Source organism: Bariatricus sp. SGI.161 (assembly GCF_050313695.1).
Lineage (GTDB): Bacteria > Bacillota > Clostridia > Lachnospirales > Lachnospiraceae > JAFBIX01.
This window is the reverse complement of the sequence record NZ_JBNPLX010000001.1, coordinates 274,388-298,608: the sequence shown is the minus strand read 5'-3', so window position 1 is coordinate 298,608 and position 24,221 is coordinate 274,388. Positions and strand designations below refer to the sequence as shown.

The window sequence follows — 24,221 nt, the reverse complement described above, 5'->3', positions numbered from 1 at the left end:
GGCGAAGAACCTGGTGGTGAATCAGATTCAGGCAGAGGGTATGCAGGTTCATCTCACTGGTCAGAATATTGAAGTAAAAGGATTAGTTCAGGCAAAAGAAATTATTATTGAAGCAAGTGAAAATGACACTTTATTAGATATAGGAGTTCCAGATGAAGTAAATAATCTGATTGAAATAGATAAGTCACTCAGCGTAAGTACAATGGATGTACTGACAAGTTCAAAAATCGTGATCGGAAAAGACGCCTCCCTTGAGGCGGATGGAAATGTCACATTGAACGCAAGTGGCAGTCAGAAGAATAACATTGTTCCTTCTATTATAAATGTAAAAATCGGAAACGTTAAAATAGATATATTAGGAAGCATTACTGCAGGTGGTGCAGTGACAGCAAGTGCGACATCTGAGTTTGATGCAAAGGCTGATAATAAGCACCTGGCAGAATACTTCGTTCCTCTTGCAATCAGTGTAGTTGTTGCAGAGTCAAAAGTGAATGTAGGAGAAGACGCAGTGATCACTGCAAATGGGGATATAAAGTTAAGCTCCCGGAGTGATGTAAAACTCAAAACAATCTCAACCGTGGGAAGCATTCCGATATCCCTGGCATTATCAGTCATTGTCAACGACTCTCATGTGGAAGTGCTTGGTACACTTATTTCAACAGGTGGCAATGTGACAATGGAAGCAGAAGGTAACACGACGGTGATTACCAAATCTTCAAAAACCGCACCACAGACATCCGAGAATGCTGTGAACCCACAGAATCCAAGTAGCAGCACACCGACAGGAATCGGAAGTATCGCAAATCAGTTCGGTGGTTTCTTCGCAGTGGCAGTTGTCCTTCAGGATGTGGATGCTGCTCTGAAAGGTAATGGAAGAATTGAAGCAGCCGGTGATGTTACTGTACATGCAAAGGCAGCTGAAACTGTAAAAACTTCAGCGGTTTCGGCAGGCGGTTCGACAGAGCAGAATGCAGAAGGCGGAGAGACGGTATCCGGAGTTAAGGCAAAACTGTCTTCGATTATTACGCAGCTGAAGCAAAAGCTTGCAGATACAAAAGATGGATTCAAGCAGGGCGCAGCAGCAAAGCTGAATGCAGTTCTTGGAAGAATCGATGGAAAAAGCGGCAATACGATTACAGCTCAGACGAATGAACATGGTGCAATATCTGCTCCATCAAGAGCAGAGGCAGATGATCTGGTTACGGTAAAGGTTACTCCGAATAAGGGATATAAACTTGTAGGACTTACCTATTCGTATCTTCCAGCAGGATCTGCATCTTATGTGACCAGAAGCATTGATACATCTACCGGAACTTATACATTCAAGATGCCGGCAGTTGCAGTAACGATTGTAGCTGCTTTTGAAAAGACTGAGAACAATACAGCAGATGAGGATATGGGATTTGGTGATCTGTTTGATGAGGACGAAGACGCAGATATGGGACTTAGTGATCTGTTTGACGAAGGTACCTCAGGTTCAGAGACGGAGGAGACACCAACTCCACAGAATCCATCCTATGTGGGGAATTTTGAAATTCAGAATTTTGAAAAGAAATCCTTTGACGGAAAAACTTTAGAAGGTGCAATTCTTTCTTCCCGTTCAAAGGCAAACGCAGGTGATACCGTAGAGATTACCGTTAATCCGGGAACGGGTAAACAGCTTCAGGAAGGAAGCTTGAAGGCAATCTATACGAATAGTCTCGGAAAGAAGATTACGTATACGATTCCGAAAAATTCATCAGGAAAATATTTCCTGACCATGCCGGAACTGATGGCGGGCACAGTGCTGACATTTGATGCGGTATTCGAAGATGCAGCACCTGGCACAGCATCAGGCGGAACAGGCGGAAGTGCAAGCCGTTCATCTTCTCAGGTGACGGGAGCACTGGCTGTGAATATTGTGATCAACAAGAATGATGCATACATTGATACGACAAACGAAATCATTGCAGGAGGAACATTACACCTCCTTGCTGAGGCTGATACGTATGCGGATTCCAATGCAGATGCATCGAATTTCACACAGAACAGTGCGACGCAGACAACTCCGACAAATCCTGTAACGGGTCAGCCGGAGGCAAATACCGGTATTATTACCGGACAGCAGAAACATGGCAATGTAATCATAGAAGCAACGACCAACGGAACGGTGACATTTAAGTCTAATAATCAGAACCCGCAGGCGGGTGAGAATGTTGCGGTAGCAGTACAGCCGATTGAAGGATATAAGCTGACAGAAGGTTCACTTACATGGAGTATCAAGGACGCGGCAGGCAATGTTTTGAAAGATGCATTGGAAAATCCGATGACCGGAACGTTTGATCGTGATCAGAATACCGGAAATTATTACTTTACAATGCCGCACTTACCGGAAGGTACGCAGAATGCATATGTATCCATTACGGCACTGTTCGAAGGAGATCTTCATAATATTAAGACTACAGATCCGGCGGTAGCAGAGGGTACTTTAAGTGCAGCGACTTCAGCACAGACGGGAGACAAAGTAAATGTAACTGTTATTGCTACATCCGACCATAAAGTGTCAAGGGTATATTATTATGACACTCCGGCAGCAGGTTCGACAGCAGAGAATAATATAGTAGAAATCAAAATGGGTACGGACGGAAAATGGTCATTTATCATGCCGTCTAAGGATATTACCATAAAGGCTGTATTTGCCCTGAGTGGATATGAGATCATTGTTCCGGGTAATATTACAGCAGATAAAACAAGAGCAGACGCGGGAGATACTGTTACGCTTAAAAGCAGTACGGCAGGACAGAATCTCACCGGTGTTAAGATCGAGTATGGATATCGCAGCATGTTTGGAGAGGAAGGCAATACCTCTACGACGATTGATTATTCAGACATTTACGGAGAGATTACTTTCAATGAAGCAAACAGTACTTTCGTACTCCCGGCCGGCACAGTACTCGGCGATGGCATGATCATCGTTGTGACAGCCGGAACAGGAACGAACAAAAAGTATCAGGTTAAGGTTGAAGTACAGAAGGACAGTTTAACGGGTCTGCCAGGCGGAGTCATTTCCGCACCGGGTTATGTGGACGGAGGCAATGTTCTTACCGTTCGTGTGACTCCGAATAGTGGATACACGCTGGCGCCGAATTCTTTAAAGGCAAGTATCGAAAAAGGAACCGGTGCTGCAGCAACAACTGAATTATTTGACATTACCGCAGATGCATCCGGTATTTACAAATTTACCGTTCCGACAACGCTTGGTGATACAGCAGTCATTACGATTATCGGAAAATTTGTAGAGGGAAATGGAAGTGCGAATAATCCGACCCCGCTTTCTCTCGGTGTCGGAGTCAATGTATCCGTAACAAACCACAGTAATAATGCTTACATTAAAAATGGTAAGATTACAGCCGGCGGACTGGATATCCAGGCACTCTCCGGTAACGCTGACCAGCCAATTACTTCGCTGGCACGTTCTTATGCAGGTTACTCGCAGGGCGCGATCGGAGTCGGCGGAGCGGTTACAGTACATGTTGCATCTGCAAAGACAACAGCAGTTGTATTAAAGAATGCAGAGGTTACCTTAAGAGACAATGCAGCCATCAATCTGAATGCGTTCTCAAAAGAGCGTGTAGAGACAGTTGCAGATGCAGGCAAAAGCGAAAGAGCAGGCATCGGTGTAGGTGCAGGAATCGCAGTGGCAGTCACCGGTGTTGATGTAGTAGCCGGCATCGAAGAAGGAACGAAGATAAATGTAAATAACTTATCATATGTAACGGTGAAAGCAGAGCATTCCGAAGAGGAGAGGGTATCCGCAGTAGCCGGAAGCGCAGGCGGCATATCTGTCTCTCCTTCACTGGCAGTGAATATATCCGGTGCACGAACAGAAGCATATATCGGCGCGGTAAATAATGATGATAACAACCAGTGGCAGATCAGCGGAGACTTTGATCTTTCATCAGCAAGCAATATCTATCGTGAGATCGCAGCAAACGCAGAAGCAGCAGGCGGTATGGTAGGCGTTGGAGCTTCTCCGGTAGTAACGGTATATCATGACAGCTCAAGAGCTTCTTTAAATAGAAGTATCAAGGCACAGAATATCAAGGTCGCTTCTGAGAGCATCAGCAGACTGAAGTCTACGGCACGTGCCGGAGCCAATGGAGCCCAGTCCGGATCATCATCAGGAACTTCCGGAAGCAGCACCGATTCCGGAAGTGATTCCGGGGAGGCTGCCTCGTCCAAGGGAGAATCGGACAAACAGGCAGATAAGAGTATCGGTGGTGCCTCCAAGCTTGCAGGCACTACTGGAAATAAAAATATTCAACCTGGCATGGTCAGCAATATGACGGAAAATCGTCAGACTGCACAGACTAGCGAAGGTAATATGAATATCGCTGCAGCCTTCAATCTGAATGTTATGAAGAACAGCAGTATCGCTGAGATTCTGGGTGATCTGTCTATGGAAGCAGTGGAGGATATTATCGTATCTTCTGTTGCTCTGACAGAAGCAAAGATCTATGCGAACGCATCTGCGACGCAGTCGATCATTGGTATCGGTGCAGCTGCAGCATTGAATATTGTAAGCTTTGTAAACCAGGCATATGTAGATCAGGCAGGTCTTACGGCAGGCGGCAATATTCAGATCACAGCGCTGCTTCCGAAAGATGAAAAAGACGTAACAGCGGATAATAATGGATCAGCTTCAGATGTAAATACTAAGGTAAAGAATTTTGTTACAGAGCTCGTAGATCAGGCAGCAGAGAAGATGGGGCTGAAAGCGCTCTTTGGAAATGAGAACGTGAATATGTTCAATAAACTGCTTTCAGATACGATCGCAAATCTTTCAGAGCAGGCGATAAAGACGATGCTTGCGGGAACACCGTTAGAAGGTTATGAGGAAATGGATTTCCGAAAAGATCCGTCCAAGCTTCTCCTGCTGAAGGAAATCGTAGGAAGTAATATCGTAGAGCAGTTAAAGACGAATTCGCAGAATCTGCTCTCACAGCTTGGAAGAGTCCTTACAACTTCAGCACTGGATGCGGCATTTACCTGGCTGAATGTAGATATTCAGAAAACAGACAGAGGACCGGCACATGCATTTGTGACGGAAGCAGTTGCCGGAGCCGGGGCTTCGAAGGTAGGTGTGGCAGGAAGCATTGCGATATGCGTAGCGAACGGAAGTACGAAAGCATATATTGGTGATTCTGCGAATGAAGTGACTGCAGGAGGAGATCTGATCGTCAGAGCATATTCTTCTCAGAGTGAAGAGACAACCGCAAGTTCCGCAGTGGGAAGTGACGGAAAAGCAGATAAGAATCTGTCTGCCGGAGCATCCGGAGCAACAAGTGGAGTGACACCGGATCAGGCGGAACAGAAGCAGGGAAATCTGATCCTGTCTTCTTCCGTTGGCGGCACATATACAGCAGCTGTAAACGGTAAGGATGTAACGGTAACACCGACTGCATTAGAGGGCTACAAGGTCGGAACCGTTACTGCAGTGAATACAAGGACAGGTAAAGCTATTACAGTAACACAAAGTGGCGGAAACTATACATTTACAATTCTGGAACTCGGTGAAGGTGAGACGATTACGGTCAAGGTAACGTTTGAAGAAGAACCGCACAATATATTTATTGTTCCAATGCTCAACAAAGACGGAGGAGAGCTGTATGTGACGACTCCGGCGGAAGCAGGAGAAAAGAGTAATACTACAACTGCCAAGTGGGGCGATAAAGTACAGGTTCGGGTAGTACCTGCAGCAGGCAAGCAGCTGAAAGCAGGAACGCTAGTATATGTTTATACAGATGGAAATGGAAAAGTGCAGGAAAAGCAGATCGTTACGCTTGAAAATCCTGGAAATCATACCTATGCATTCTACATGCCGAACTTTGATGTAAGCATCAAAGCAGTCTTTGAAGATATTCCGGCAGGAACAGAGACGACACAGATACCTGTGACTACTTTCGGCAAGTCTATTGGTGTAGGTGCGGCATTTGCACTGGATGTTGTGAATGCAGATGTGGAGGCAGGAATCGCCGGTGCGGTAGCGATCCTCGTATCTCAGGCAGAGACACGCGTGACTGTAGGCGAAGGCGTGCAGTTGATCAGTGCAAGATTCATTGACGGAAAGCTGATCGGCGGTGACATTAAGATCCTTGCAATGGATAAGAGTAAGCTTGCTGTACGTGCAGGTGGATATTCTATATCTACCAAAGGTGCCAAGATCGGTATGGGTGCATCGTACGCATTTATCTATGGAGAGAACACCGTGAAAGCGGAAGTTCTTGATAATGCCGTAATCCATGCAGATTCTCTTAGCATTCAGGCAGTAAAGGCAGAAGTATCACTTTCTGATTATGAGCTTCCTTATGGATTGCAGACATTGATCACACGTAGTGAAGGCGGTGCCAATCCTCCGGTTTCCGAGCAGGGCATTATCCATATGTCCAAAAACGGAACAGGATCAGCGGCGTCCTATGAAGTACAGATCAATCTGGATACACAACGTATTCTGGATGCCGTAGATTTACTGAACTTCCTGGCATCGGTTAACTATTATGCAGAAGCCATTTCCGGAGCAGTATCCGGTGTATCCGGTACACTCTCCGCAGCAGGTTCTATCGCAATGGTCTTCTTCTTCAATCAGGTGGAAGCATCTATCGGAGAGAATGTTGTGATCGTGCTTGCTAAGAACATGGAACTGATAGCAGACAGCAAGGGCAATGCAAGAGTTATTGCAGGATCTCTTTCTGCAAGCCGGTCTAATATTGGTGCAGGACTTACGATAGGATTCCTGTACGATGAGGACTCTGTAAAGGCTCAGGTGGGAGATCATACAGAGATTACCGCTACAGAAGGTAAATATACACAGCGAAGCAGTTCTGACATGAATGCTCTTGTCATTACTGCGGCAGCGGCAGTCACAGCTTCGGTAGCCGGCTCGGCAATGGGCGGAAACTTCAGTGCGATCGTTCTTAAGAACGAGGCAATTTCCAATGTTGGAAATGATGTGACGATCATAGCAAGAGATGATGTCAGCATCACATCACAGCAGCAAAATGATCTGTATCTGATTGCAGCAAGTGCAGCAGTCAGCGGCGGATCGACAGCAGCAGGCGGAACATTAAATGTTACGGTTGCAGACAGCAATGCGAAAACAATTGTAAAGGATGGCTGCGTAATCAAGAGTACCGGTGAATCTGTCACCATTTCCTCTCTTACAGAGGAGCAGCTGATCAGCGTTCTGGCAAGCGCAAGTGCATCGCCAACCGGATCAGGTACAGCTGGTACGATCAGTGTTCTTGTATCGGATTCTGATACGCTGACAGATATTGGAGAAACAAAAGAGATTTATGCAGAGAAACATGTACGGATTCGTGCAGACGGATCAGCAAAGCTCTTCCAGATCAACGCGGCATTAAGTGCCGGTGCCCAGAATGCAGTGGGTGCAACAGTCAGTGTCAATGTACTTGACAGAAATATTAAGGCAACCGTAGCACCGTCTCAGATCACAGCAAATACCGGAGATGTAGAGATCGGTGCAACAGGAGATGAAATGATTCTTCTTGTTCTGCTTGCAGGCGGTGCGGCAGGAGCAAATGCCCTCAGGGGTGTGATTCCTGTTATCGTGAATAACAGTACGATCCTTGCAGAAATCGAGGATGGAACTGAGGATAACTATACAAACATTAGTTCCGGCGGAAAGATTGCAGTGAAAGCAGATGCAGACTCCGGCATTTACCTGATCGCTGGAGGATTATCCGCAGCAGGTGCAAATGCAATGGGTGCAACGATCAATACTGCAGTAGTTGGAAATGATATTCAGGCAAACCTGGGAGCCTTCGCGAGACTTGCTTCTGTCTATGATGTACTCGTTCAGGCACATGCAACAGAAGATATCGTGATGGTATCCATTGCAGCAGGACTTGCCGGCAGCAATGCAGTGAATGGTGTCATCAATACTCTTGTTGTGAAGAATGTTGTAAAGGCAACTGCAAGAGAACACGTGACCATCACGGTAGAAAAGAAGGACGACGGTGGTTCAGAAGAAGCCGACCCTCTCCCTGGTGTGAAGGTTAAGGCGTATGACGATACAGTCCTTTTGAATCTGGCAGGATCCCTGTCAGCAGCCGGAAGTATCGGTGCAGGTGCGACAGTCGTTACACTTGTATTTAATAAAGAAGTAACAGCAGAGACAGGTGCAACAGATGTCATCACTTGTCCGGGCAAGGTAGAAGTTCTTGCACATGCAAATGACGATCTGATCCTTCTCGCAGTTGCATTCGGTGCCGGTGCGTCAACTGGTGTTGCAGGCGGTGCCAATGCCCTTGTATTCCAGAACCATGTAACAGCGGCTCTTGGCGGAAGCATCGGTACAGAAGATAATCGTGTTTTAGCTGTGAAGGTGGTAGCGGACACCAACAGTACGCTTGTAAATGTTGCGGCAGCAGCAGGTCTCGGCGGCACAGTCGGTGCAGCAGGAGTTGCGGTTGTTACGTATTTCTATAATGAGACTCTGGCATACGTCAAGGACGGAACATATGTCAAGGACGGAACATACGTCAAGAACGGAAGTAAGATCTATGCGGCAGGTTCTGTCGAGATCCTCGCTTCTTCAAAGGAACTTATTACAGCGGACGCAGCAGGTGCAGCATTCGGTGGTACAGCCGGCGTGGGCGGTACGCTTGACATTGTGGTGACAAAGGTTGTTACAAAGGCATATACAGAAGATCATGTAGTAATCAATGCAACCGGTTCTGAATCCGATATCACTGTAAGAGCAGATGACAAGTATGATCTCATCGCAGTGGTCGGTACTGTGGCAGCCAGCGGAACAGCAGGTGTGGGTGTCAGCGTACTGACGACGGTATCTTACAATACCGTGAGTGCCGTGATCGGAAACAACAATACAATCAACGCAGGAAGAGATATTACCGTATCCGCAGCATCCGATCGTCTCGTACGGGGATATGTACTGACAGTCGGCGGCGGAAGTGTTGGTGTATCCGGTTCCATTATGGTAGTGGTTGCAGGAAGTCTCCTGACAGAAGATGCACACAATGGTATCTATGTATCCAATGACGAAGCGTCAGCGATGGATCCACAGAAACAGACAGATGGAGCATTCTCACAGGCACACAGTGCAGCACAGGGATACAAACCACAGGAGAGTCTTACAGTCCTTCTGGCAAGTGATGGATCCAGTGCGAAAGGAACCGCAGAAGGAAATGGAACCATCGACTATAACAATTATGGTCAGGATACAAGTGGAAAAGATAACAAAGAAGGCAGCGATGCCAACATGAATGATGCCACCTACGACAGTGCCGCAGACGGAATCGTAAAGACCGGTACCCAGGGTGCAACGATAAACGGAACAGAGCTTTCCGATGCCACAACAGCAGTTGTAAAAGGCGGCGATGTTGGAACCAGCTTAACGGCAGGCAGAAATGTGAGTGTTCATGCCGATGACAACTTAAGCGCATACATGGCAGGCGGTTCGATTGCAGTTGGCGCATACGCCGGTGTTGGTGCAGGTGTATCTGTGGCAGTTCTTTACTCCAATGTTCAGGCAGTCGTAGAAGATAACGTAACAATTTCTGCAGGTGGAAATGTGAGTGTTACCGCAGTTTCCGGTGCAGATGAAGTTAAGAAGGCAGAGCTGGAATTCAACTTCGGCAGAAAGACGAACCAAGATCCAGACAGTACTTCTACTATAAATAATAAAGTTGCTGAGTCTGATCCGGGTAACACAGCAGCAACCGGCGATAAGTCCACGATCCTTCTGATCGGCGTGACAGGAAGCGGCGGTATTGCAGGTGTATCCGTGACAGTGGCATCTTTGAACCTGATGAACAAGACATATGCCAGAATGATGGGAGACATCACAAAGGCACAGAATATTACCGTACAGGCAGAGACCCAGTATGGCACTGTTCTGGCAATCACGCTGGCAGCAGCAGCCGGTATAGCCGGTGTGAGCGGTTCTGTAGCAGTGACTTATTTCGAGAGTCGTACAGAGGCTTCTATCGGTGGCAATGCAAACATCAGTAATGTAACAGGAACAATTTATGTAAAAATAAACGGAACTACAAATGCATCTTCAGCCTCTACAGCAGTAGGTGCAGGGGCAGCCGGTGTAGCCGTACCGATCTCCGTAGCGGTGAACCGAAGCAGATTCGATGCATTCATCGGGCAGGGCGTGACAATCAATGCCCCGAATAATGCACCGAATGCAGCAATCGATATGGACGGAGCACTTAAGGCAGATGCAAGAGCGATCATTGTAAGCATGGGAGCAGGTGTAGCAGGAATCGGCGTTTCCGCTGCAGTAGCTGTGAACCGTCCGGTGATGCTGACTTATATCGGTGTGACTCCGGATAAGGAGGTAATCGAATCCTCCAGTGCTTCTGCACCTGGAACCATCACAGTAAAATCTGTAACCATAGACAATCAGCTGGATGGTGCTACAGATGTCAGCGGACTGGGCCTTGCAATAGGCGGTGTGGCTGTGAATGGTACAGTTGCACTCGGGTTTAACCGTGCAAAGAGTTATGCAGCGATCAATAAGACGAATGTCATTGTGACAGGAGACATTGATATCACATCCGCAATGGATGGAGATACGAATGTATACGCAACGTCCGTTGTAGGCGGATCAGTAGCAGTGGGCGCAACTGTAGCAGTCGCTCAGATCAAGAGCGAGAACGTGGCAATGGTTGAGACAGAGGGAACCACTGTAAGAGCAGCGAATATTACGATTCATGCAGGTACAGACACAGATCCTTATGATACCGAGGCAATCACCACGGTGATCACAGGTAGTGCAGGAAGCATTGCGGTCGCACTGAACTTTGCAGTTGCCATCAATGGCTCTGTGAACCGTGCGAAAGTCGGTGGAACAGGCGGAATTCTGACTGCGAATAATACACTCGATATCAGTGCAAATGGCAGAACCAAGGCATATGCAGTAGTGATTAATGCAGCAGGAGGAGGCATTGCAGCGAATGTATCGATGGCATATGCAACACTTTCTTCCGTTCAGGAAGCACTTCTGAGTGGAAATGCAAAGGTAACAACAGGTAACCTGACAGTAAAATCTACACAGAATCAGGTTGATACAAAGGGCAGTCCGTTTGGAGTTCTTCTGGAATATAAGAACAAAGGAGTCTTGACAGGCGAAACGAAGACGATCACACCGAATTCCATGGCACAGGCATTTATTTTCAGTGCATCTGCAGGAATCGCCTGTGTGACAGCGAATACGGCAACCGCACTCAGTAATGCGACTTCCAGAGCTAAGGCAAGTGCAGCAGATCTGACGATCACAGGCAATGGCAATATTACGATTCAAAATACTGCAGATTCTGTTGCAACCATTACCGTAGACAACTTGAAAGCAGGTTGGTTAAGTGTCGGTGTGATGGTAGGCTATGCAAGAGCTGCAGGAACATTTGAGGCACTTCTGGAAAGCACCGGAAAGATTGATGCAAAGAATATCAGCATTACAAATACATGGAAGGGCAAGGCGGATGCTGTTCTTACTCCGGCACTTGGAGGAATAAATGCAAGCTACTACGGTGGTGAAGCGAACCTTGCGTTTGCAGACGTAATGACACAAGCGAACACAGGTATCAAGGGAAGCGGAGCGATCGGAAGCACTGATAAGCGTGCAGGCAGTATCACTGTGGGAGCAATAGGAACAGCGTATGCACATGCAGAAGTAGTAGCACCTGTATTAAGTGCATCAGCTAAGTCGGTAGCAACGAATACAGTAAATGCATATATCAGTGCGGTTCAGGAGACATTTATAAACGGCGTGGATCTCTATGGAGCCAGCGTATCATTGACTTCTGAATTGAATAAAGGTGAGACAGAAGGTGCAAAGGCACAGCTTGGCGGCAACGCAGCAGACAATACTTCCTTTGAGCTGACAGGTAAAGGAGCGGAGCTGAATACGGCGATTGCAGAGATGAAAGCAACCAACCGTTCCTATATGAAAGATGCAGGGATTGATCTGACCGGTAATCTGACTGTTCAGACAGACAGTACCTCTTATGCAGAGGCTTCTCTGGTGGATAAAGTCGGCGAGGTAAGTGGTATCAGTATCGGTATCAACGTACTGAAGGCACTGGCAAACGGCACTTTCGAAGCGTATATTGATACTGCTCGTGCGATTACAGCAGGCAAGATAACAGTAGATAATCATTATCAGGCACGGGCAGAAGCTGAGACGAGACAGCCGGGACTTGGAATCGGAAACATTTCCATCGAAGCAGTCTCTGTAAAGAATAATACAGCACTGGCCTCTGTTGGAGTAAAAGCATACTCCTATATCAAGGGTTCCGGAACTGTAACAGCCACCGGTGGAGTAGATGTGACCGTGACAGGTACAGCACAATCTGTGGCAAGACTGGCAGATGCTGAAGCCAGTGTAGATGGAATTAAGATCGTGGCAAATGTTGTCACATCAGAACTGAAAGCAGAACAGAAGGCTTATATCGAAGGTGTAAACCTGATTGCAACAGGCAAAGATGTGAAGGTTTTTTCCAGCTTTAATAAGAAGGACGGAAGCAACATTCCGGACGGAGCAGTGGCAGATGTAGGTGGAGCAGGACTGGTAAATGCAAGCCTTGTAAATGGAGAGGTGCATACAGTATCAGCAACCTCCAATGCGACTGTACAGGCATATATGTACAATGTTTCTGTGGATGCCGGTGATGTATCAGTATTGGTGGATGCAACTTCCAATGCATATGCAGGCAAAGCAAATCCATACGTAGAGCTGGCTAATCTCGGACTTGGTGTGCTCGTGATGAATGCCGATGCTTCCGGAAGCTTTGGGTCATGGTGGACTACAAAAGCAGGAAGCAAATCCAATGTGCAAAACGTATATGTAAAGACAACATATTACAGCAAGGCATATGCTGTGAGCACACAGCCAGAATACGGCGTGTCTGCAAGTTATGAGAGCGCAGAGGTGAACCTTGCCCATGCAAAGGCAACAACGGGTGCAAGTGCCTCTATCAGAGGAATGGGCAGTATAGAAGCTTCCGGTAGCGTAGAAGTAAGTGCGGACGGCGACGCAGACGTAGATGCGAAGATAGAAACTGCAGATATTTCATTAAGTAAAATAAATATTGCCGTCAGTGAAGCAAAAGCAGAGCTTAAGGTAAACCAGAGTGCTTATATTTCAGGACCTGGAAAGGATTACGATTCTTATACCGGAATCGATGCAGACGGATATGTAAAAGTACTCTCAACACTTACTGCAGATGGATACGCAGCAACAGGCGGCAACAAGAGTACTGTAAATGTCAGTGCTGTAAGCGGAAAGACAAATCTTGTTGATGTATCCTCGACTACAATAAATAAGGCATACATTGAAAATGCAGTTGTAAAAGCAGACGGTGATGTGGATGTGAAAGCATCGACTACTTCAACGGTGACCGGAGAGTCCACACAGGAGACCGTAGACGTAGAACTGGTAAGTCTTGGATTTGTCGATGTAACTACAGATTCCAACGATCAGGTAGAAGCCTATATCGCTGGTGGTAGAGGAAGCCGGGTAACCGGAAAGAGTGTAGACATTCTTGCAACAGGAACAACGACAGTGCGTGCAAAGGGATCTGTTCCGACCGTTTCGATTACACTTGCAAGCGGAAATTCCGTAGAGCTTACTGCTTCTGCAGGCAAAGGAACAAACGGAAAGATCACGAAAGCATACATTGGCAGCGGATCCGAGGTTTATTCTGTAGGAGAAGGGGATACAGACGATATCAATGTGAAGGCAGAGTCTCTGATCGATATCGAGGCTAAGGTAAACACTTCAACGAAAGTCAGCGGTGCAAACCTGGGACTCTACAAAGTAGCAACCTATACAGGCAAGACGGATACACAGGCATATATTAACGGAACAGCAGAATCCTATAATGACATTAATGTTGCTGCAACAGATTTGATCAAAGCAGTTACGGATATTGGACTTCTGAATGCGGGTATCGTAAATGGTGGTTCTTCTACTGTGACGAACACAGTTAACAGTCAGAATGTATCGGTTGGTTTTGGAAATAATTCCAAAGTAAAGGCATGGCGCAATGTATCTGCAAGAGCCAAGTCCAAACTCGATCTTTACAGCAGAGTACAGGATTCCGGATACGGTTTAGGTACCAACTGTTCGGCAACAGCAGCCAATACCGTTACAAGAAATGTGAGTGCAACCGTAGGAAATGGTGCAGCGATTACCGCAGTTGTCGGAAATATTGAGATACTGTCAGAAGGTGATGAGGACAGCTCGATAGAAAGTATTGCCAAGGGAAGCTCAGGAGCAGCTTATGCAGGCGGAGGCCCAAGTGCCAACATTACTTATACGTCAAATGTAACAACGACGGTAGGCGGCGGAAGTGATATCGAAGCAAAATACGGCACACTGGATATCCGCTCAAAAGAGGCCATGACAATGTACGCGTATGCATACAGAAAGGCATCGGCAGCAGTTGCATCGAATAAGAGTACGGCAAAGATTACTGCAACAACGAATGTAAGTACAAAGATTGCTGAAAATGCAACTGAGAAAGCAAGACTTCTTGGAGAATATACGACGATCGGTGCATATATCGTCCTTCAGAAGATTCATGCAAATGCAATCTCATATACAGCATCGGCAGGTTCCAAAACAGAAGCGGTTGCAACATCCAATGTGAATAACACATTGAATACAAAGATCGACAACGCATATGTAGGAGGCATCGAGACTCTTACAGTCGCAGCGTCCGTTGACAATCAGAATATCAAGAGTGAGTCTTATGCAGAGGTAGTTGGATTCACAGGAAAAGTATATGCGACATCAGAGATAAGTGGCTCCAACACCGTAAATATTACGGTAACGGGTAAAGGCGAGCTGGCCGGCAAGGATATTCTTCTGGATTCCAGCGCACCGGAACTCACAAGCTCTGTAATTGACCGCAGTGCGACAGCAATTGCAAACACAGTAGTGAACTATGTGTGGACAAAGGTTAAGACTGTTGTAGAAAAAGTAGTGAAGGTTCTTTGTAAGATCCCACTTCTTGGCAAACTGATCAAAAAGATTGTCAAGAAAGTAGTGGAATGGGTGGATAAGCTGGTAGAAGTAATCCTCTATTCAGATGCAGAAGCCAATCAGACAGGAACGTTTAATAATGCAGGAAATATCGTTTTCAACGGTACTGCACATGTAGGCGGCGGAGCAGCGGGAACCTATATTGATATCTTTGATAAAGACAGTATCAAATACTCCGGACTGGACAGTGAACTGACTACGGAAGACAGAACGACAGAGAAATTCTTAACAGTAAACGAAGACGGAAACACCGTTACGATCAATAAGCTGTATAACGATGACGGTGGAAGCATGAAGATGACCGCAGCAGTTGGAAATATTTCCGGAAAGGGTACGATCATTTCCAACAGTTATCTTCCAAATGTGAATATTACAAATCACACAGATCTGGATCTGGTTGTTATGAATGCGGTGCTGAAAAATGAAAGTGCGATAGCACCGGACATCAGTACAGATGCAGAAGGAAATGATTCATTTACCTATACGGTAGATGAAGACAGACCGGCACTCACCGTAACATCTCTGGGAATCGGTGATGTCACATTTGCAGACGGAAAAGAGACAGATGAGATGAACGGTCGTGTGGAAACAGACCTTGGAGAGGGCGTTCTGACCATCCATATGAATGGCGGCAATCTCTACACAACAGGAGCTTCCTTTGTGGCAGCAAATAAGCTGTATATTGATGGAGCAGGACAGATTGGGCAGAATATGAACAATCCTTTCCGGGCATATGTTTTCGATATCAGCAGTTATGACGGAACAACTGCAATTAAAGCACAGAACGCAAGACCAAATGAAGTAAAGGTTCAGGCAGACGGAGCAATCTATCTTAAGCTTACCCTGGTTCGCGAGTGGATGACAAAGACACAGATGAACAGTGCTTCGGGCATTCAGGCAGAACTGAATCTTGCGGAGGTCATTGGCGGTAGAGGCAGTACGGTAGTCATTGATGTGGCGGCACCAAAGGTTGTATGTGCGAATATGCCGGAGACGGATGATGATTACTACATTTCCATTCCGCGTGGAGAAATGAATTATGTGACACTTCCGGCGGAAGGAAATACATTTAAAGAAGTACAGATTAAGGATGCAGATGGAAAAGAAACAGATTTCTGGATCACAAAGGATGGTATGCTGGTCAATAAACAGGATGCAATCACCTTTGTATCTGATGCTTACAAAGTACAGCAGACGGATAAGTACGACACTTATCTGCTTCCGAATGGTGCAACAGTAGTTGTTGACAAGGTGACAAATAAGCTCGTCAGAGTGATCAACCGGATCTCAGATGATGCGACTGATGATTACAGCGGCGGAATCTTTGACTTCAGCAACCTTTCCGTGACGACAGATACAGATGGAAATCCGGTTATTACCATCACGGGAAGCGGGGCAGAGTTCGACCAGAAAATCACCATGAAGGACGGCATTGCTTATATGGAGATCGGTGTAAACGGTGCAACTACCTACATTGAATCTTCCGGCATGGAGAATGGAACCGGATGGCTGCTGCCAAACGGAATCATCGTCTTCTACAAGCAGGTATTCCTGGATGAAAGAACCAATACTGTAGTGACAGGTAATTTCATCAAGACAGAAACCGACAGTAGTGGAAAGACACATACGTGGATTCTTCTGGAGGATATTGATGAACAGGGAAGAACTTCATACCATGTGGTAAAGGTTACAACCGAAGGCGAAGATAATCATTACATCTTCGAGGAAGGATACCTGTACAACAAGGGTACGATCACAGCGGTAACTGAGAAAGATCTTCAGACTCTGAGTGAAGCAGTAACAGAAGCAACAAACAAACTGAACGCGGAAATGGGAATGCTGCAAAACAGCTATGTGGAACAGATCCTCAGTCAGGTGACAGATACCGCGGCAACAGGAGAAACCTATGCGAATGCAATTCGGGATGCCATTTATGCGGTCATCCGTCCAATCATCACAGAAAATATTGATGTGGCAGTAACGGTGACATTGGGTGCAACGACAGAATATAAAGATTTCTTCGGCAATGTAAGCTATAAGACTTCATGGAGCTTCCGTGTGATTCTGACAGAGGATGACACTTCCAGTGCTATCAGCAGAGAAGGAACCATTGAGAAGGACGATAATACGTCTCTGAATATTACCGCAGCTGCAGTCAGCAATAATGAAGGTTATAGTACAGAAATTCTGCCGAAGACGGTAGAGACTACTGTATATAAGTACAGCGGTAATGATAATGTATATTTCAAGGGGGATGGCAGAATCGTATATGTTAACGTAACCAATTCTTCCAGCGGAAAATCTAGAATATACAAATATTCATTAACGCTGGGAGCAAACGGATGGTATTATCTGACAGCAACTGCAAACGGTCAGATAGGACAGATCCTTACAACACTGAGGAACGTATTCTTCCTGTTTGAGGGTGACAGTCTGATTCCGACTGCAGCGATCAAACTTTCCGGAACCGGAGCAGTAAGTGGAGAGAATCTGAACGGCGGTTATGTGAAGACAACCGATTCGCAGGGAGAGGCAAAGTACTATCGTTTCCTTGATCAGACGACAGATACAAAGGGAATTCTCCTTATTACGGACCGAGTACTTGCACTGTTCCCGAATGGAGAGTACAGCTTTATCGCAACCCAGCAGAATTCCGATAACACTGGTTCGATGATGGATGAGACCATTGGAATTTCTCCGAATATGCAGCAGAAGCTGGACGAGAACGGTGATCCGGTATACACGGAAATGTATATGTCTCTGTATTGGAAGAACAAGAGTGATACTCCTCAGCTTAGTAAAGAGGAGATAAATACTTACTTCTCCGGCTTCGCGCAGTTCAACAAACTTAATGAGCTCTTCAACAGCAACAAAGGAAAGATCAGCTCTCGTGAGAAGGACTTCATGGAGGCACTGGCGGCATTCATTGAGGCAGATTCGAACCTGAAACAGAATATTCAGATTGCAGCTTACTACTTCGTGGATAGCGAAGGAAACAAGCATTATGATTATCTTACAGACAGCGATAAAGTATATGAGATTTACCATGCTGTTACAAATGGAAACGGCGTACAGAAGTATCAAATCAGCGGATATGATATTAAAAATGGACTAATATTTTACAATAGTTTAGGCAACTTGATAAGACAACCGGTTGAGGTTACGAATGGTTATGTATATCTGACGTCAGGAATGCTGGAAAAATTATCGGAAGCATGTTATTCAGATTTAACTACGAAAACCAGAATCCACGGCATCAGCTTCATTCCGGTTATAGAGTATCTGGAGGATACAGTGATCATCGTTCCGATTAAAGATACGGAAGCGAATGATGCATATCTGTACTTTAAAGATGCAGTGGATCCATTTGCAGCATCACGTGACACAAATGGTTACGCAATTATTGACCGCTACACAAGAGTGGTAGATAATTATAAGGTGGACGGTACTACAACAGTTGCAGAGAAGCTTGGACTTTCGGTAGGAACGATCCTGTACCTTGACGCAAACGGCAATATTGTTGCATACCTGACACCGGACGGAACCTTCCGTGCATATGAGTATGGTGAAACCGGAGTGCAGGATGCATATTCCGAATATCAGGTAGATGCTTCAGGCAAACTTACGACCACGATTTCCGCGGGCACACCTACATACTTTATTGAACTTGCCCAGGATGTATTTACCAGTGTATATGGACTGCATGAGGACACCACAGAGAATCCAATGCCTTCATACAGCCTTTACAATTACGATACCGCACATTATTTCGGATACTCCGAAGGTAATAAGTTGGTAGAATTGACCAAGGTTGATGAGCAGTATGGATATGAAGAAAAAGAAGATGGCGTTCATCTGAAGAAAGTTACGACAACCAGATTAAGTCGTGCAAGCCGCGCGGCAGGCACAACGCTGGAGAGTGGTTTTGGCCTTTCCAATGGCTCTTCCATGTTATTGTCTATCATCAATAATACAACGGCAGGAACTGAATTGAAGAATCGGGCATTCTTCATTATGCCGGATGCCTCTTACGTAGATTCTAAGGAAGCTCTGTCCGTACTTGTTGCAGATACTCTGAGAATCTATAGCGAGCTGGAAGGCGATACACGGATCAATCTGGGCACAGTAGAAGGCGGCGATACCTTTATCCAGACCACAAGTCCGAAGAATGGAACCGTATATGTGACCGGAACGATGGATGGCAAGATTAAATCCGATCAGCTTGTTCTTGCAAACAAAGGAGACAGCACTACGCTGTATGGTGATTCGGATAACCCGATGAAAGCAGAATCACTTGGTAAAGATTCTGTTACAAAAGTTCTTTTCTGCCAGGAAATTGTAGAAAATGCAGACGGAACATTCAGCTACGTGGGAGATTTCACCGGAAAAGCTTATGTGGATTTTACCGGAAATGTATTATTCAAGGATTCAGTCATCGGTGGAGATGCTTTAGAGCAGGCAGTTGTTGAATTTTCAGTAACAGGTGGCAATGCAGAATTTAAGAACATGGAGTTTAAAGAGAACTCTACATTTACATTGGAGATTACGGATGAAGGAAATGTAATCTTTGATAAAATTCAGGTAACAGGTGGTGACAATTCAGAAGAGACAGGAAAAGAAGCAGTGCTGGATGTCAGCACAGAGGACGGAACGATCACGACAGGCAATGTGACATTATCCGGTCAGTCAAAAGTCCAACTTACGAACAAGAACGGCAATATTACGATGCAGGATGTAGAACTTCAGGATACATCTGTTCTTGAAACGAACACAACCGATGGAAATGTTATCATTCACAGTGCGGATATTCAGAGCACAGAGAATGGACATGCAACACTTTCCATCACAACGAAAGATACAGAGGCAACCGATGGCAGAACCGGAGATCTGACCATTCAGAAAACGATGAATGCACAGGGGAAAGTTGTACTTGACCTGTCCGGAAGCCTGCTGGCTGTACTGCAGCCGGAGGGATCGAAAGAAACTACAAGTACTTTGATTCTTGGCAAAGATGTTTATAAGAATGGTTCAGAGTTTAAGTTTGGTGGAGATGTTGGTTCTAAGGAACTTCCGCTGGTAGTGGATGTGACTGATTCGAAGGTACCGTTTAAGGTTGTCACAGTGGAAGATATGTTTATCCGCGGTGCACAGCACTACGATCTGACGGAAGACTTTGATAAGGATCCGAATCTGGAAGATGGCGAGAAGACAATCATCATAGATTTAACTCCGGAAGAGATCGCGGAAACGATCACAAAGGCTCTGAATGAGTATGAAGCTGTGATGAATTCAGAAGACAGTACAGAAGAAGAGAAGCAGGAAGCAGAGACTGCATTTGCAGCAGTGATCAAAAAACTGGTATCGCTTTTTGGAACACAGGATACAGACAGCTTCCGTGAACTTCTGGAAGAAAGCCTGACAGATGCCGCGCTGGATGCGTATGACGCATTTGTAGAACGGCTTTACCAGAAGGAGATTATTGAGGAAGTGCTGAAGCCAGTGGATCCGGATGAATCAGATGTAAGCGTTGACATCAACGATGAGGAGGCATTTGAAGAGCAGAAAGCAGAAGCTTTGGAAAAACTCACATCTAAGAAAGAAGAGGAAGCAGAGACTCTCACTGAGGAAGAACTGAAACGTCTGGATCTGCAGATTGCAATTCTGACAGGCGGTATACTGGAAGAAGTCCTGACGAAGGCAGCAGAGGATGAAGAGCTGAAAGATGATGTACTTTTCCAGGCGAAAAAACTAACGGAAGAATATCAGGCACAGATTTTAAAAGATATGCTTACGCAGGAAGAAAGAACCATGGTTCTTAAGAAAGTGATCCTGACCGCAATGAGTGATGAAGATGAAATCAGCAAAGCAACCTGTATTGAACTGTTCAATGGCTGTATGACAGACGAACAGAAGCAGGCAATTCTGGATCAGATGAAGGCAGAGGCTGACAAGAATACACCGGACTATACACCGGAAGATCCGATTGATCTGACTGTAGAAATCGGAACCTCTACCGGTACAAAAGACGGTATCAATATCAGCAACTATGGTGATATTACAGTAACACAGACATCAGGAGATCTGCATGTAGGCGTTATTGAGACGAACAGAAGTGACCTGACTCCTGGAGAAAAGGCACTTGGAAACGTGGATATTTCAGCAGCCGGTGGAAGTATCATCGGTCTTGTACAGGCAGATGGCGCTGCGAATATCACAGCAAATGAAATAACATTAAGCGCAAAGGATTCTATCATTGGACTTGTGGTAGATGAGATTGCAAAAGACTATGAGATTACCAACGAAATCCTGACGAAAGCAGACGGTGAGAAAGCGTCCGCTCCACAGCTTAAAGTGGAGACAGACGGAAGAATCACTTACACGGCTTATGTGGATTACACTGGACAGTATGTATTTGACACGCAGGCTGACACTCTTGTAAGTGCAGAGGCTTTAAATGGTAATATAGAGATTACTGAGAAGAGCGGCAATCTGGGACTTGGTGTGATAAGCGCACAGAAGGGAACTGTGAATCTGACAGCCGGAGCAGTTACGGACGAAGAAGGTAATACAGGTTATGGTGCTGTTCTCGATAAGAGAACAGAAGGACAGACAGTTCCGAATATCACAGCAGGAGCAACCGGCGGAACAAGCAGTATTCTCGGAGGAACGATTGGCACAAATGAAGCTCCAATTATCGTGAATATCAGCCATAAGCTGATCGTAGATGCAATCGGTGATGTGGATCTGGATGCAAAGAACAGCCTGGATGCACAGATCGATACACAGAACGGTAAGCTTACTGTTTCAGCAGAGAAGAATCTGAGTGTCAGCAATACAGATAAATCTCATGGTGGAACCGGAGATATGTATGTAGATTCCCTGACAGCAGGAAATGGCGATCTGACAGTTGCAGTGGATGGAAACTTTGTGGAGGTATCCGAAGGTGACGAAGGTCATAAGGCAGTTCTGAAAGGTAAGAACATTCGTGTTACTGCAGGTGGAACAGTCGGAACCGATGAAAACCCACTGGAAGTGGATGCGGCCGATGGCGGATACTTAAGCGTAATCGCTGAGAGTGCAGTGATAGAAGAGCTTACAGGAAACGTAACACTGGAAAATGTGAAGACAGATGGAGACTTCACACTGAAAGTGCCGGGTGACATTCTGGATGCAAAGGATGACCTTCTTGAGCAAGAGGCAGATGCAAAGGATGCACTGAATCAGGCGAAGGATGTGCTGGATGAGATTAACACAGATCTTCGCGTACAGGAAGAACTGGTTATCCCACCTCTTGAAAAAGCAAAGGAAGAGGCAGAGGCAAAAGAGACAGCGGCAAAAGATGCTCTGGATGCAGCAAAGGCAGCTAAGAATGCAGCCGATCAGGCACTGAAGGATGCTCAGGATGCGGTGGATACTGCAGTACTTGCAGAGGAAGTAGCACAGCAGGCACAGCAGAAAGCGAAAGACCTTGCTGAACAGGCGGCAAAAGAACTGCAGGATCGTCTTACTCAAGACCCTGTTGATGCAGAGGCAGTTGCAGCGGCAGAGCAGAAGCTTAAGGGTGCCGAAGAAGCATTGGCAAAAGCCGAAGAGGCATTGAGTGATGCTGAAAGTAAATTATCGGATGCCGAGAAAGCACTGAAGGATGCGCAGAAGGTATTGGCAGAAGCCAAAGAAGCTCTTGAGGATGCACAGGCTACTTACGATCAGGCACATGAGATCGCAGAAGAAGCGAGAAAGGAACTCCAAGATGCGATAGCAAGACGTGATGAGCTGAAAGCACAGGCTGATAAGGCACAAAAAGATGTGGATGCAGCACAGAAAGCTTACGATGATGCGGCAGCCGATGTAGATAATGCCAAGGACAGAGAAGAGATTCCTACGATTCAGACAGGTGGCAGCCTGGATCTTACAGCAGGCGGAGACGTTGGCAAGAGCAACCATGGACTGTCCCTTGCGGTGGATGGAACTGTAACCGTAGATGCAGGCGGCGATGTACATCTGAGATCAACAGATGACCTTACCATTGATTCTATCCAGAGCAATGACGGAAACGGAACAGTGATGATTCGAGGAACAGGCGACATCCGTGATCTGGAGGGAAGCACAAAGCCGGCGATTCAGGCACAAAAGCTTGATATTTCTACCAGAGGAGATGTTGGAGAAAAAGAGAATCCACTCAGCCTTAAGATCCAAGAACTGAAGGCAGATGGTGAAAATATTTACATTGAAAATGAAGAGGATCTTATCATCGACAGCATCCATGCAGATGAGGAAATCAAACTGGATGTGGGCGGTGACATCAAGATGAAAGATCAGAACTCAATTATCAGCGGAGAGCGTCTGGAGGCAACAATAGATGGAAACTTCGGTGAGAAAGATGCTCCGGTCAGAACAAATCTGGACAAGATTCTTCTGCATGCAGAAAACATTTTCATCCATAATATTTCCGATAGGCTGGATATTGAAGGCATGTATGGAAAAGATATCGACCTTACAGCAAAGGGCGATGTCTCCGGCAAAGATATTGTCGCAGACAATCTGACGATACTGGCAAATGGAAATGCCGGCTACAGGGATAATCCGTTATACATCTATGTGACCGGAAATGTGAATATTAATTCACTCTATGGCGGTGTTTACTATGTAAATGGTTATCGGTTACCATCCGATACGAATGAGGCCGGTAAGGAGACTGTTTCTTTAGGAACTGAAGGTAAAGGCAGAAGAGGCTGTGCAAAAACAGGAGATGCGTCACAGACAATAATGTATGTATATCTGATGCTGTTGTCTTTGGTAGCGATTTTGAGCCTCAGAAAGAGAAGATGGAGAATGCGATAAAGAACAACTGTGTTCGAATAGCAACTAGAATTATTTATGAGCAGGAGCAGCCGGATGGCAGATTCATGAAGCACATTAAGTTCCGTTTTCCGGTGTATTTCAGTGGATACATTAGAAAGAAAGTAACATTTTTAGCTCAATATTGTTAGAAAAGATCAAAAGGACGCTTGTTTTTCAGAATTTCTGAGAGGTAAGTGTCCTTTTCTTATACTCAAAAGATATGGAGGAGATTAGAAATGGAAAAAAAGAGTAATGTGTTCACCAGAGAGCAACGAGTCATATAGAAACCGTCTGTCTAATGTCC

Annotated in this window: 1 protein-coding gene; it reads left to right on the top strand. The window is 45.8% G+C overall.

Translation table 11 applies throughout. The features are described 5' to 3' along the window. Positions 1 to 16 precede the first annotated feature (16 nt). Positions 17 to 23,917, top strand: a complete 23,901-nt coding sequence (locus ACQRBH_RS01350; RefSeq protein ID WP_427760736.1) for an InlB B-repeat-containing protein — start codon at positions 17 to 19, stop codon at positions 23,915 to 23,917. Positions 23,918 to 24,221: the final 304 nt, after the last annotated feature.